Source organism: Holdemanella hominis (assembly GCF_014306155.1).
In the GTDB taxonomy this organism is placed as follows: domain Bacteria; phylum Bacillota_I; class Bacilli_A; order Erysipelotrichales; family Erysipelotrichaceae; genus Holdemanella; species Holdemanella hominis.
In genome coordinates this window covers 76,192-89,853 of sequence record NZ_JACRWH010000003.1, presented here as the reverse complement: position 1 = coordinate 89,853, position 13,662 = coordinate 76,192, and the positions used below count along the sequence as shown (strand labels likewise).

Genomic DNA, 13,662 nt, shown 5'->3' with positions numbered 1-13,662 from the left:
ATGAATTATATGGAATTGATGGAAAAAAGTCGTGAAGTGATGGGGACAAAATTATGTAAGTCTTGTCCTGTATGTGATGGAAGGGCATGTCGAAATACGATTCCAGGTCCTGGTGCTAAAGGGATTGGGGATGTTGCGATGCGTAACTATGATGCTTGGAAAAACATTCGTGTGAATATGGATACAATTACTGATAATGAGCCAGTAAGTACAGAATTAGAACTATTTGGTCATACATTTAAATATCCGATTTTTGCAGGTCCTGTAGGAGCTGTAGCTATGCACTATTCAGATGCATATGATGATAATGGATACAATGATATCTTAGTAAAAGGTTGTATAGAAGCAGGCATTTGTGCGTTTACAGGAGATGGAAAAGATCCTAGTATAATGGAAAATGCGACACGAATTATTAAAGAGAATAATGGGTATGGTATTCCAACGGTTAAACCTTGGAGCTTAGAGACTTATTTGGAAAAGCTAAATTTAGCTTTAAACAGTAATGCCTTTGCGGTAGCTATGGATGTAGATGCAGCTGGACTTCCTTTCTTGAAGGGGTGTCAGCCTCCTGCAGGAAGAATGAATACAGAACAATTAAAGGCAATCATTTCAAATACACCTGTACCATTTATTGTGAAGGGTGTTATGAGTGTGAAGGGGGCTTTAAAGGCAAAAGAAGCGGGAGCTAGTGCAATTGTGGTTTCGAATCATGGTGGTCGAGTTCAAGATCAGACGCCTGCAACTGCTGAAGTACTCGAAGAGATTGTAAAAGCTGTAGATGGCAGTATGAAAATCTTTGTGGATGGTGGACTTCGTAATGGTGTCGATATCTTTAAAGCTTTGGCATTAGGTGCGGATGCTGTCATTGTAGCTCGTCCATTTGTGAATGCGATCTATGGAGCAAAAGAAGAAGGTATTCAAGTCTTAGTGGATAAACTTGGCAGTGAACTTCAAGATACTATGGAGATGTGTGGGGCTAAAAGCTTAAAAGACATCACTCGTGATATGGTAAGATAGGCAGCTTAAATGCTGTCTTTTTTAATGTAGAGAAAAAATGTGCAAAATAGATACTAAAAATCTCGGAAAAATGTGTAAAAACAATACTAAAAAGTCCGGAAAAATGTGTTGAATAGATGTAGAAAAGTCAGGAAAAATGTGTTAATTTATAATTAAGAGGTGGTATCATGAAGCGAAATGCGATTTTAGAACTAGTTCAATGGAAAAATAGTCCTGAGAGAAAACCAATGGTATTAAGAGGGGCAAGACAGGTTGGTAAGACTTGGTTGATGAAGGAATTCGGTCAGAATTATTATGATAATTATGTTTATTTTAACTTTGATGAAGAAGATGAATTAAAATCTATTTTTGAAACCAATAAAAATCCACATCGTATTATTGAACTTCTTTCTATGATCAGTGATGAAAAAATTGAGCCTGAAAAAACTTTGATTATCTTTGATGAAATTCAGGAGTGTCCTGAAGCATTAAATACACTGAAGTATTTCAAAGAAAAGGCGAATGAATATCATGTGATAGCGGCAGGAAGTCTTTTAGGTACATTATTGGCAAAGCCAAAGTCATATCCTGTAGGTATGGTTAATCTTTTAGATATTTATCCATTAACGTTTGATGAATTTTTAGATGCGATTGATTCTGGGCTATATGCATATTATGAAAGTGTTCAAAAAGGACAAGTGATTGAAGAGATTTTTCATCAACGCCTATTGGATGTATTTAATTATTATCTTATTATAGGGGGTATGCCTGAATGTGTATCTTCATGGATCAAGTACAAGGATCCTACTATGATATCTAAAATTCAAAGAGAATTGATTGAGGTTTATGAAAATGATTTTTCTAAACACAATGGAAAAGTGAATAGTGGACGTATTTTGATGGTGTTTAGAAGTATTGTTGCTCAACTTGCGAAACCAAATGAGAAGTTTATGTATGGTGCCGTTCGTGAAGGTGCTAGAGCTAGAGATTTTGAAGACGCTATTGAATGGCTTGTATCAGCAGGTATGCTTAATCGTGTATATAATGTGTCTAAGATGGAACATCCGTTGTCTGCTTTTGATAAATTGGATCAGTTTAAATTGTTTGTGTTTGATACTGGGCTTCTTAAACAAATGGCGGGTGTGGATAATGGCACCATATTATTGAAAACGGATTACCAATTTAAAGGGCCGTTGACAGAAAACTATGTGTTACAACAATTAAAAGGCCAATTTGAAGTTGAACCTCGATATTATTCGGATAGAAATGGTGAAATTGATTTTGTGGTTCAAAATAAAATGGAAATTATTCCAATTGAAGTAAAGGGTGGTGAGGATAGATCTGCCACTTCTTTTAAGACATATGTCGCAAATTATGCACCAGAACATGCATATCGTTTTTCTAAGCGTGGATATCGTAAAGATGGTGATTTCACGAATCTTCCATTATACTTGGTTCGAAAAACAAAGAATTTATTGTAGTTAATTGTTTAATTGCCAAAATGTTTGAAAGGTTGATTTGAAATCAAGGGGTGGTTAGATGAAGGTTAGATATATTGCACATCTAGATGATATAGATTTAACAGAAGGAGCAATTTATAAAGTTTTATCAATTGAGAAAAATTAGTATCGCATAGTTGACGATTCTGATGATGATTATTTGTACCCGCCTGATTTATTCGAAGTTGTAGAAGACTATCTATGTCAAAAAAATCGTTGTTAGTTATTAATTTAAAAAGGTATCAGTTTTAATTTCTGATACCTTTTCTTAATGAGATGAAGGCAAGTACTGCTTGATTAAACACCATGCTGACCAAATATATAGGTCGAAGTAGTTTCCTGCAAGTACAAAGCCTGTGAATGTAGCTAAACCAAACAGAATAATAAGTGCAATGTTGGTTCCTTTTGAATTGTTCTTTCTAGATACAATCGATACAATTCCTCCACAAAGCATGCATATACTAACAACAAGTCCTGCACTTCCACTTACTTGTCCACTTTCTTCTAGTGCGTTGGCAAGGCCTGCCATCATACTTTGGAATACGCCAAATACACTTAGTACAATGGAAATGATTCCACTGACTAGTTTCCATGTTTTCATAATAATAAAATCCCCTTTCTTAAGTATATTTATAACTTAAAAATGGGGATAATTGATATGCTCGCGGTATACATTAATGGTGAGTGATATTTAAGATGTGATTTAAAAGTCGTGGGACTAAGAAAGAAATGTAGATTACGGATCCTATTGATAAAATTCCTAACATAAATAATCGCCTCTTTCTTACACCTTTATTGTAGAATTTTAAATGTTTAAATGGTGTAAAAGAATGAGGAATCATGTTAAGATTTCATTAAAAACGAAGGAATTTTTGTACGTCCGAATTTTGCGCAAGAATAAGAATGTTTTCGGATTCTTGGAAAGTATGTTCAGCACTAGGAAGTGGGTCTAGAATTCCATTGAATTTTGTAGCTAGAATGTTGATATGGTATTTTCTACGAATATCGAGTTCTAACATGGTTTTTCCAATCCAAGCGGTTGGTACGGCAATTTCATAAATGGAATATTCTGGAGTAAGTTGTACGTAGTCAAAGATGTTTTCGCTTGAAAAACGTACGGCGGCCCAGTTACCAATTTGTTTTTCAGGATATACAACTTCATCGGCTCCATTGCGCAATAAGAATTTAGCGTGTACATCGCGCACGGCTCTTGCGACAACAAGTTTTGATCCATAATCTTTTAATAGGGCTGTTGTTTCGAGTGAGCTTTGAAAGTCATCTCCAATGGCTACAACGCAAAGATCAAAGTTCGATACGCCTAGTGAGTCAATAAAGCTTTCGTCGGTAGAATCTCCGATTTGAGCGTTTGTGACATAAGAAAGGACTTTGTTGATTTTTTCTTCATTTTTATCAATGGCCAAAACGTCATGTCCTAAATCATATAGTTTTTGTGCCATGTGACGACCAAAACGTCCCATACCAATAATTAATACTGATTTCATATGTTCCTCCTGTTATCCAATTGTGATATTTTCTTGTGGTAAATTTGTGTTTGCGACAACTTGATGTTTCGAAATGGCTAAAAGTAAAGTTAAGCCTCCAATTCTTCCAAAGAACATCAAGAAAATTAAAATACAATGTGATGCACTTGATAATGTAGGTGTGATTCCTAATGTCAATCCGACGGTACCAATGGCAGAGGCCGCTTCAAATAGGGCGTCAAGAATGGGTAATTGATCGAAGGCTGAAATAAGGAATGTTCCTGTAAAGAATAATACCATAAACAACATAAATAGGGCGGTCGCATTGTTTAATGTGTCCATGGAAATGCGTCTTCCAAAACATTGTGGGTTTTGTTTATGATTGAATACAGCACGAATACTTAGAATTAATACGGCTAGTGTTGTTGTTTTAAATCCTCCGGCCGTACCTTGTGGACTTCCTCCTATCAACATTAATAGTGTCATAAAGAAAATGCTGCTTTGATTCATTTTGTTTAAATCAATCGTATTAAATCCGGCTGTTCTTGGGGATACGGCTTGGAAAATGGAAACGTTGATTTGATCGGCTAGACGCATATTCCAATGGCTAAAGTCATTGATAAAGAAATAGAGTGTACTGATGATCAACAATGTTGCAGTAGTAAATAATACAACTTTGGATTGTAGTGAATATTTATGTAAATGATGTTTGTATTCAACAACATCTTTCCAGACAAAGAAGCCTAAACCACCAAGTACGATTAGTGCTGCAATGACGTTGGATACTAAAATATCGCCGGCATATCCTGTTAAAGATGAGTAAGCTTGGTTTGTACCCATTAGATCAAAACCTGCGTTACAAAAGGCTGAGATGGAATGGAATATGGAATACCATAGGCCTTTGACAAGTCCAAAACGCGGTAAGAAGCGTATGCCTAATAAGATGGCACCTAGTGCTTCGACACATATTGTAGCTTTTATAATCCATTTTGTGTTTCGGATAATACCTCCTAGTTTTGGGGCAGAAATAGATTGTTGCATAAAATATCTTTGTTTAAAACCAATTTTCTTGCCTCCAAGAACAAAGAGTAGAATGGCCATCGTAATGACGCCCATACCTCCAATTTGAATCAGAATCAAGATAATGAGTTGTCCAAAGGGGGACCAATATTGTGCTGTGTCATGCATAATCAGTCCGGTTACGCAGGAGGCACTGGTTGAAGTGAATAATGCATCTAAAAAGGGTGCGCCCTTACCATCGTTTGTGGAAAATGGAAGCATAAGCAGGCAGGCACCGATAAATATCATAGTCGCAAAACTGAGGATAATCATTTGTCCTGGGGTAATGCGTTTCATACGTTTTTTAAACATAAAACCACCTATCCTAATATCTTAAAACATTCTACACTAGTCTGTATTAAGATTCTATAAAGTATTCTAACATTATGTTAAGACAATGTTAAGATGAATGATTCTTTGTGGGCTTGTGTTATACTAGCTTTATGGCGAATGTATTAATATGTTTATCGGCTTCTAAATATAATTCTAGAGTTATTGATAAGGGAGCTCAAATTGCGAAAAGCAATCATGCAGTATTGAGTGCTATTTTTGTGCAAACTCCAAAATATGAGGGGATAAGTGCGGCATCAAAGAGTTGTTTACGTGAAAATATTAAGTATGCGGAGAGTAAAGGGGCAAAAGTAACGATTCTTTATGGACAGGATGTATTGCCTCAGCTTGTGGAATATGTGGGTGTTTCTCAGGTAGATTGTGTTGTTTTAGAAAAAAATTTGGCGAAACAAGCATTGTTTAAGTTGAAAAATATTGATGTATATTCTGTGAATTATCCGCAGGATTATCGTCGCATGTTTCATTTTAGTTTTAATCTTTTGAGCTTTTCATTGAAAGATACATTAAAAATGATAGGGATTCTTCTTCTTTGTACGCTTATTGGAAAGGGATTTATGCATTTTCAATTCTTGATTACAACGCCTATTATGATCTATATCTTGGGCATTGTATTTGTATCCATTTGGACAAGTGGATATATCTATAGTTTATTGGCGTCTTTATTTTCAGTGTTATGCTTTAACTTTTTCTTTACATACCCCTACTTTTCTTTGTTGAGTGATCCAAGCTATATTACGACATATATTGTTATGTTTGTGGTGGCCATGTCATCTAGTTCGTTAATGACAAGATTAAAGAAACAATCTTTCGAAAATGCCAAACAAGTGTATCGTACGCAAGTCTTATTGGAGATGAGCCAGATGCTTCAAAAGGCGAATGATATGAATGCGATCTATGCTTCGATGTTAAAACAGCTGCATAAATTATTGGATACGGATTTAGTGTTGTATCCACATAATGATGAGCCTATTCTATTAGGACAGTGTCCTGTAGAAACGGATATTGTGGCTTGGGTTTATAAAAATAGGCATGAGGCTGGAAAGACAACGAGTTATCATTCGGATTCGATGTGTTTATATTTGCCTATTAATGGAACGCACGAAGTATTAGGTGTGGTTGGAATTGTATTAAAAGATAAGATAGATTCTTTTGAAAAAAATTTGTGGCTTGCGATATTGGACGAGTGTGGTATGGCTTTAGAGAAGGAAATGATTCGTTTAGAAAATCTAAAGATTGAGCAACAAGCCAAACAAGAGGCGTTGCGAGCCGATTTATTACGTATGATTTCGCATGATTTAAGAACGCCACTGACTAGTATTTCAGGCAATGCTGGCTTATTATTGGAAAACGAGAATGCGTTTTCACAAGAAAAGAAGAAGGAATTGTATCAAGATATTTATAATGATGCGATGTGGTTGTATGATTTGGTGGAAAACTTATTGTTTATAACGAGAATTGAAAATGGTACGATGCAGTTGAATTTACAACCAGAAATGATTGAGGATATTTTTAGAGAGGCTATTCATCATTTGGGTCGTAATAAACGCAAACATAATATTTCTATGCATTTAGAGGATGATTTATTGATGGCTAATATGGATGCACGCTTGATTATTCAGGTTTTAGTGAATTTAATAAATAATGCGATCAAATATACGCCTGAAAATTCAAATATTTCTTTGAATGCTAGGCGGGTTGAGGATAAAATTTTAATAGAAGTTCAAGATGATGGAAATGGTGTATTACATCCTGAACAATTGTTTGAGATGTTCTATACGGAAAATAATCGAGGTGGAGATACAAGACGTGGCATGGGTCTAGGTCTATCTTTGTGTAAATCTATTATTCAATCGCATGGTGGTACGATTTGGGTTGAGAATGTAACGCCTCATGGAGCTTGTTTTAAGTTTGTATTGGATGCAGTGGAGGTAAAGTTGTATGAATAAAGTTCAAATCTTAGTAATTGAAGATGATATTGCGGTTGGGAATTTGATTACGACAACTCTAGAGATGGAAAATTATCAGTTTCGTCTGGCAAAAACAGCGAAGCAAGGAATCATGAATGTGCTTTCTTATAATCCGGACATTATGCTTCTAGATTTAGGATTGCCAGATATGGATGGTTTGGATGTTATAAAGAAGGTTCGTTCTTGGTCAAATATTCCAATTATTGTGGTTTCATCAAGAAGTGAAGATCAAGATAAGGTAAAAGCTTTAGATTTAGGGGCCGATGACTATTTGACAAAACCATTTTCAGTGGATGAATTGTTGGCTAGACTTCGTGTAACGATTCGAAGATTAAATAATAGTCAGACCATAAGTGTAAATGAGAGTGTATATGAAAATGGAGATTTGACAATCAATTATGCGCAGGGGTGTGTATATGAGAATGGGCATGAAATCCATTTAACTCCGATTGAATATAAATTATTGTGTGTTTTAGCTAAAAATACCGATAAGGTTTTAACACATAATTATATCATGCAAGAAGTATGGGGAAGTGTTCAAGGTACAGAAACGCCAAGTCTAAGAGTGTTTATGGCTACTTTGCGTAAAAAGATTGAGCCGGATACTTCAAATCCGAAGTATATTCAGACGCATGTGGGTGTTGGATATCGTATGTTGAATCAGACAGAAAAAAAGGAAGACTAGTGTCTTCGCATATTGAAATAGAGTGAAATAATAATTGTGATAACTCCAATTGTGATGAGTGCCATAATGGTTTTATTGATGCATAGAAGGATCAATATACTAAATAGGCTGACAATCGCAAATAGGAATAGTTCAATATTTAATAGAATTGGATACATCAACAATGAATCGCGAAAACTGATTTTTTCGTATTGCGGTTCATTGTTTTTTAATAGTCTTTTTTCATATATAAATAGAATTTGGCTAAAGAGCACGACAAAAACAAGGTATATGATATTAAAAAAGATTTCTTTTGAGAAGAGTGCACTGCACGTTAAAAACATGACAAGAATGGTTCCAATTCTTGGCAGGTACACGTAATAATTATATTTCATAGAGTTTTTCCTTTCTTTTATTATGCCACAAATCATATCACTTGAAATATACCTATAGGGGGTATATTATTATATCGAGGTGAGATCAATGAGTGAGTGTTGTCATAAAAAACATAAGCCTAGAGATGAGAAAGAAATCAAACAATTGACGAATCGTCTTCATCGTATGGTAGGACAATTGAATGGAATTGAGAATATGTTGAAGGAGAATCGTTATTGTGGCGACATCTTAGTGCAGGTAGCGGCTGTAGAGAGTGCTTTGCAGGCGTTTGGATACATTGTTTTGCAGGAACACTTAAATACGTGTGTTGTTGAGGATGTGCAAAATGGAAATACAGAAATCATGAGTGAGGTTATGGATTTAGTAAAGAAGTTAAAGTAGGTGGTTTTAATGGAAGAAAAGTTTGATGTGACAGGCATGACATGTGCGGCTTGTCAGGCTAATGTAACTCGTGTTGTGAGTAAGTTAGATGGTGTGAGTCATTGTGATGTCTCTTTATTATCGAATTCAATGAAGGTTGAATTTGATCAAGATAAGGTGAATGAACAAACGATTTGTGAAGCTGTAAAACAGATTGGCTATGGAGCTAGTGTGCATGGTCAAAAGACAGAGGTTCGTAAAGTATGGCAGAATCGTCAGAATCGAGTGGAATCGGATCAAAGAAGTGCTAAACAAAGATTGATTTTAAGTTTAGTTTTATTGGTTCCTTTACTTCTAATTGCGATGGGTCCTATGGTAGGTCTTCCTATTTTAGAGGGTATGGAATGGATGATGGTTTCAGCCTTAACACAGCTGATTCTATGTCTATTTATATTGTTTATTCAAAGACATTTCTTTATTACAGGTTTTAAGGCTTTAATTAAAAAGTCGGCCAATATGGATTCTTTAGTTGCGATGGGTTCAGGTGCAAGCTTTGTGTATGGCTTGGTCGGTATTTATCAGATGGCCTATTATTTTGGTGTGCAGAATATGGAAATGGCCCATATGGCAATGCATTCTTTATACTTTGAGTCGGCCGCAACAATTGTGACTTTGGTTAGTGTTGGAAAGTATTTGGAGTCTAGATCCAAGGCAAAAACGAGTGATGCCTTAGATAAGTTGGTGGACTTAGCACCAAAAAATGCGACAATCTTAAGGGATGGGAAAGAAATTGTTGTGTCGAGTGAAAGTATTCAAATTCATGATATAGTTGTGATTCGTCCGGGACAAAGAATTCCAGTAGATGGTAAAGTTATTTCGGGTACAGGTTATGTGGATCAGTCGGCGATTACGGGTGAGAGTCTTCCGGTAGAAAAGAATGTAGGGGATTCAGTCATTTCAGCTACTATGAATGAGAATGGTACTTTTCAGTTTGAGGCTGAAAAAGTAGGTGAAGATACAACTTTGGCTAAGATCATTCAGCTAGTCGATGATGCTGGTAACTCAAAGGCCCCTATTGCTCGTTTGGCAGATAAAGTTAGTGGTGTATTTGTTCCTGTTGTGATTTTAATCGCATTGATTACATTTGTCGCATGGTTGATCAGTGGTCAAACGATTCAATTTGCGTTATCCAATGCGATTAGTGTACTCGTGATTTCTTGTCCTTGTGCCTTAGGTTTAGCTACGCCAGTTGCGATTATGGTAGGTACGGGTAAGGCAGCGGAAAATGGGATTTTAATTAAGTCGGCTGCCATATTAGAACAGCTACATTCGATTGATACGATTGTATTGGATAAGACGGGTACGATTACTTCAGGAAAGCCAAGTGTTCAAGGTGTTAAGGTATATACAAATATTAGTATGAATGACTTTATTTCAATGGCGGCAAGTTTAGAGAGTGGTTCTTTGCATCCTTTGGGACAGGCTATTGTGGAGTATGCGGAAGATAAAAATATAAAGCTTCAACAACCTGAACAATTCACAAACATTTCGGGTCGTGGTATTCAGGCTAAGCTAAATGGACATGTGTATTTGGCAGGAAATAAAAGGTTATTAGAAGAGAAAAATATTCAAATAAATCAAAATGTTTTATCAGACTTAGATGCTTATGCAAGTTTAGGTCAAACTCCATTGATTTTTGTGGAAGATCAAAATGTGATCGGTTTAATTAGTGTGGCGGATACCATTCGTAGTACGAGTCAGGTTGCATTAGAACAATTTAAAAAGAAGAATATGCGTGTGGTTATGTTGACTGGAGACAATCAAAAAACAGCGAATGCGATTGGTAAATCTTTAAGTGTGGATGAAGTGATTAGTGATGTGTTGCCACAAGATAAGGAGAGTGTAATTCGTAAGCTTCAAGAACAAGGTAAGAAGGTTATGATGGTGGGTGATGGTATCAATGATGCGCCTGCATTAATGCGTGCAGATATTGGGGTTGCGATTGGTGCTGGAACCGATATTGCCTTAGATAGTGCGGATGTGATTTTGATGAAAAGCTCTTTATTGGATGTAGTGACGGCAATTGATTTATCAAGTGACGTTATTAAAAATATTAAGATGAATCTATTTTGGGCTTTCTTCTATAACATTTTAGGAATCCCAGTTGCGACAGGTTTATTGTATCCAGCATTTGGACTTCGATTATCACCAATGATTGGTTCGGCATGTATGTCTTTGAGTAGTGTTTGTGTTGTCACAAACGCTTTACGACTTCGTTATTTTAAACCTAGAATTGAAATGGAAGAAGTCAAAACATACACAATGCATATTGATGGTATGTCCTGTGGACATTGTGCATGGTTAGTAGAGGATGCTTTAAAGAAGGTTCCAAATGTAAAAGAAGTTCGTGTGGATTATAATTTAGGTAAGGCCGATATTGATTATGTGCAACAAGTAAATAAGGTGGCTTTAAAACAAGCGGTTGAAGATGCGGGTTATATTCCCGTTGAATATAAGGAGGAAAAGAAAATGAAAAAAGTAGTAACAGTAGATGGTATGATGTGCATGCATTGTGTGGCACACGTAAAGGATGCATTAAGTAAAGTGGAAGGTGTAAGTGATGTAGTGGTCAGTTTAGATGAAAAAACAGCTACATTAAATTGCACAGAGAATATCACAGATCAGATGTTGAGTGATGCCGTGACAAATGCAGGATATACAGTCATTTCTGTAAAATAAAGAATCATAAAAATAAAAAAAGTCAAGACTTGTAAGCGTATTCAGAATATTCTATGATAAACGTCGAGGGAGACGCAAAATGGAATGTTTTATTGATGGGAAATCCACTTGCGAAAGAACTTTCTGGAATCGCTTGAATGTTTTGGCAAACTTTCAACAAAAAGAAATGATAATGGATGGTTTGAAAGTTCGTGTTGCAGAAAGTGTATATTGGATTCAACAAAAGAAAGGATAGTTCGTTTGAATTATTCTTTTTTTTCGACAGTTGAATGATATGAAAAACTCAATATTTACTTTAAGTAAAGTGTAAATAGATGCTTTTAACATAAATAAAATGTTGTATGGGATTTTAATCGATTTGAAATTGATTTGACAGTTGAATCACATGAAAATCTCAATATTGCCTTTAAATAAAATGATAATAGATGCTTTTGATGTTGATAAAATGTTGTATGGGATTTTTAGCTTTTCTTGTGGAAATACATTCGGTTTCTTTGTATAATACATATAGAGAACGACTACTGGAAAAGCAGTGGTTACTCTGAAATAAAGTTAATGCTGAAGCACTAATCTTTTTCCATTGTCACTGGTGATTAGTGCTTTTTGCATTTCAGAGTCGTAATATTGTTGAAAAAGTTTCAAATTATTGATGCGTGACCATAAAAGGTATATAATATAGCCACAAGGAGGTACTTTTATGGAAATTGTACCAATGAGAGATTTAAAAAATACAGTGCATATTGAGGAGTTGTGTAAAGATAATGGAAAGGTGTTTGTTACAAAAAATGGATATGGGCGTCTTGTGGTAATGGATATTGACTATTATAAAAGTGTTTTTGAAGAATTAGAGGAAGCAAAAGCAGTGTATGAGGGATTGCAACAGATGTATTCTGGTAAATTAAAAGATGGTATAAAAGTAATGGAAGAAATGAAAGATAAGTATGGCTTATAAGTATTTCTTTACGGATGAAGCGCAAATAGATTTAGATAATATATTAGATTATTTGACTAATCATTTATGCAATTTACACGCTGCCAAAAGCTTCTATATTTTATTGATTGAGAGGCTTGCTTTGGTGTGTGATTTTCCTGAATCAAATCCAATGATTAAAAATAGATTTTTAGGATTCCATGAGGTCCGAAAGATGGTAATCAAAAATTATTTACTATATTATTATGTAGATGAAAATAATAAAACCATAAATGTTCTGTCGATACGTCATTCATTAGAAAATCAGGAGAAAATTATATAAATCATTGTTTTAGATTTAGAATTTTTCTTGTGGAAATACATTTGGTTTATCTGTATAATACATATAGAGAACGACTACTGGAAAAGCAGTGGTTACTCTGAAATAAAGTTAATGCTGAAGCACTAATCTTTTTCCATTGTCGGTGGTGATTAGTGCTTTTTGCATTTTTCTATAATAATCAATGTTACTTTTAGTATTTCTACTATGGCAAATAAGCACATAGCAACATCAATATGTAGATATATATACATAAGCTTTTTTCCTGTAAAAAAAATAGAAGGATCTACTTACCTGGAATTCAAGATTCAAGGCTTCAAAACTCCTTGACAAGAGGTAACCACCAATCACATCCAGTAGCCAATTTCCATTATAAAACTTCAATGTGAAAACATTATTAATTCCTGAAAATTTGTTGATTATTTGACAGTTTGGCAAAAGAAAAACGAGTATTTGTTCTTTATATAAAGGTGAAATACTCGTTTTCAGGTATTTTAAAATGTTGCATGGGATTATAATATTTCTTTTAATTTAGCAATTAGTCCTAAATCTGCAGGTAGCCAATCTACTAAGTCTAATGTGTCTTTAGTAAGCCATTTTGCGGATTCGTGTTCTAATAGAGTTAAATTTCCTTCAAGGATCGTACAAATGAAACATTCCATGGATAGGTGGAAGTTTGGATAGTCATATTCGACTGTATCAAAGTATTCTTCGACTTGAATGGTTGTATCTAATTCTTCTTTGATTTCACGAACAATGGCTTGTCTACTTGTTTCATCCGGTTCAACTTTTCCTCCAGGAAATTCCCATCCGTCTTTGAATTCGCCATAGCCTCTTTGGGTGGCGAATATTTTATTTCCATCTTTAATAATGGCGGCTACTACGTGTATTGTTTTCAAA

At 35.1% G+C, this 13,662-nt stretch carries 13 protein-coding genes; 9 read left to right on the top strand and 4 right to left on the bottom strand.

Features of this window, described 5'->3' with window-relative positions; translation table 11 throughout:
• Positions 1-1,017: an alpha-hydroxy-acid oxidizing protein gene (locus H8911_RS01850; protein ID WP_186998529.1), complete on the top strand. Its 1,017-nt coding sequence runs from the start codon at positions 1-3 to the stop codon at positions 1,015-1,017.
• Positions 1,018-1,184: 167 nt separating this feature from the next.
• The gene (locus H8911_RS01845; protein WP_186998528.1) at positions 1,185-2,477 is read left to right on the top strand and encodes an ATP-binding protein; all 1,293 of its coding nucleotides are present in this window, start codon (positions 1,185-1,187) and stop codon (positions 2,475-2,477) included.
• A 286-nt stretch (positions 2,478-2,763) separates the two neighbouring features.
• On the opposite strand, the gene H8911_RS01840 is transcribed toward H8911_RS01845, so the two are convergent.
• From H8911_RS01840 to H8911_RS01830, 3 genes are all read right to left on the bottom strand, one after another.
• Positions 2,764-3,096 (bottom strand): hypothetical protein, encoded by a 333-nt coding sequence (locus H8911_RS01840; RefSeq protein WP_186998527.1) that lies wholly within the window; start codon positions 3,094-3,096, stop codon positions 2,764-2,766.
• Positions 3,097-3,349: 253 nt separating this feature from the next.
• The gene (locus H8911_RS01835) at positions 3,350-3,997 is read right to left on the bottom strand and encodes a potassium channel family protein (RefSeq protein ID WP_186998526.1); all 648 of its coding nucleotides are present in this window, start codon (positions 3,995-3,997) and stop codon (positions 3,350-3,352) included.
• A 12-nt stretch (positions 3,998-4,009) separates the two neighbouring features.
• Positions 4,010-5,347, bottom strand: coding sequence for a TrkH family potassium uptake protein (locus H8911_RS01830; RefSeq protein WP_117924714.1), 1,338 nt, complete (start codon positions 5,345-5,347; stop codon positions 4,010-4,012).
• 131 nt (positions 5,348-5,478) lie between these two features.
• Between H8911_RS01830 and H8911_RS01825 the strand changes: the two genes are divergently transcribed.
• From H8911_RS01825 to H8911_RS01795, 7 genes are all read left to right on the top strand, one after another.
• On the top strand, positions 5,479-7,332 hold the full coding sequence (locus tag H8911_RS01825; protein ID WP_186998525.1) for a DUF4118 domain-containing protein: 1,854 nt from the start codon (positions 5,479-5,481) through the stop codon (positions 7,330-7,332).
• Positions 7,325-8,038, top strand: coding sequence for a response regulator (locus H8911_RS01820; RefSeq protein ID WP_117924710.1), 714 nt, complete (start codon positions 7,325-7,327; stop codon positions 8,036-8,038). The genes H8911_RS01825 and H8911_RS01820 overlap by 8 nt, the downstream gene beginning before the upstream one ends.
• 462 nt (positions 8,039-8,500) lie before the next feature.
• Entirely contained in the window at positions 8,501-8,794 is a 294-nt protein-coding gene (locus H8911_RS01815; RefSeq protein ID WP_118114599.1) for a metal-sensing transcriptional repressor, read from the top strand.
• A 9-nt stretch (positions 8,795-8,803) separates the two neighbouring features.
• Positions 8,804-11,512: a heavy metal translocating P-type ATPase gene (locus H8911_RS01810; RefSeq protein ID WP_186998524.1), complete on the top strand. Its 2,709-nt coding sequence runs from the start codon at positions 8,804-8,806 to the stop codon at positions 11,510-11,512.
• A gap of 79 nt (positions 11,513-11,591) precedes the next feature.
• A complete protein-coding gene (locus tag H8911_RS01805; RefSeq protein ID WP_181979323.1) occupies positions 11,592-11,747 on the top strand; it encodes a hypothetical protein in 156 nt (51 codons plus the stop codon).
• Between the two features lie 462 nt (positions 11,748-12,209).
• Entirely contained in the window at positions 12,210-12,464 is a 255-nt protein-coding gene (locus H8911_RS01800; RefSeq protein WP_186998523.1) for a type II toxin-antitoxin system Phd/YefM family antitoxin, read from the top strand.
• Positions 12,454-12,765, top strand: coding sequence for a type II toxin-antitoxin system RelE/ParE family toxin (locus H8911_RS01795; protein ID WP_117924699.1), 312 nt, complete (start codon positions 12,454-12,456; stop codon positions 12,763-12,765). The genes H8911_RS01800 and H8911_RS01795 overlap by 11 nt, the downstream gene beginning before the upstream one ends.
• A gap of 509 nt (positions 12,766-13,274) precedes the next feature.
• Here the strand turns inward: H8911_RS01795 and H8911_RS01790 are convergent.
• Positions 13,275-13,661 carry a (deoxy)nucleoside triphosphate pyrophosphohydrolase gene (locus H8911_RS01790; RefSeq protein WP_186998522.1) on the bottom strand — a complete coding sequence of 129 codons (387 nt, stop codon included), beginning with the start codon at positions 13,659-13,661 and terminating at the stop codon, positions 13,275-13,277.
• Position 13,662: the final 1 nt, after the last annotated feature.

Bases quoted from the DNA above. Each gene is read 5' to 3' on its own strand.
- H8911_RS01845 (WP_186998528.1), top strand. From the start codon at position 1,185: ATGAAGCGAAATGCGATTTTAGAACTAGTTCAATGGAAAAATAGTCCT.
- H8911_RS01825 (WP_186998525.1), top strand. From the start codon at position 5,479: ATGGCGAATGTATTAATATGTTTATCGGCTTCTAAATATAATTCTAGA.
- H8911_RS01835 (WP_186998526.1), bottom strand. From the start codon at position 3,997: ATGAAATCAGTATTAATTATTGGTATGGGACGTTTTGGTCGTCACATG.
- H8911_RS01815 (WP_118114599.1), top strand. From the start codon at position 8,501: ATGAGTGAGTGTTGTCATAAAAAACATAAGCCTAGAGATGAGAAAGAA.
- H8911_RS01805 (WP_181979323.1), top strand. From the start codon at position 11,592: ATGGAATGTTTTATTGATGGGAAATCCACTTGCGAAAGAACTTTCTGG.
- H8911_RS01830 (WP_117924714.1), bottom strand. From the start codon at position 5,347: ATGTTTAAAAAACGTATGAAACGCATTACCCCAGGACAAATGATTATC.
- H8911_RS01810 (WP_186998524.1), top strand. From the start codon at position 8,804: ATGGAAGAAAAGTTTGATGTGACAGGCATGACATGTGCGGCTTGTCAG.
- H8911_RS01800 (WP_186998523.1), top strand. From the start codon at position 12,210: ATGGAAATTGTACCAATGAGAGATTTAAAAAATACAGTGCATATTGAG.
- H8911_RS01820 (WP_117924710.1), top strand. From the start codon at position 7,325: ATGAATAAAGTTCAAATCTTAGTAATTGAAGATGATATTGCGGTTGGG.
- H8911_RS01840 (WP_186998527.1), bottom strand. From the start codon at position 3,096: ATGAAAACATGGAAACTAGTCAGTGGAATCATTTCCATTGTACTAAGT.
- H8911_RS01850 (WP_186998529.1), top strand. From the start codon at position 1: ATGAATTATATGGAATTGATGGAAAAAAGTCGTGAAGTGATGGGGACA.
- H8911_RS01795 (WP_117924699.1), top strand. From the start codon at position 12,454: ATGGCTTATAAGTATTTCTTTACGGATGAAGCGCAAATAGATTTAGAT.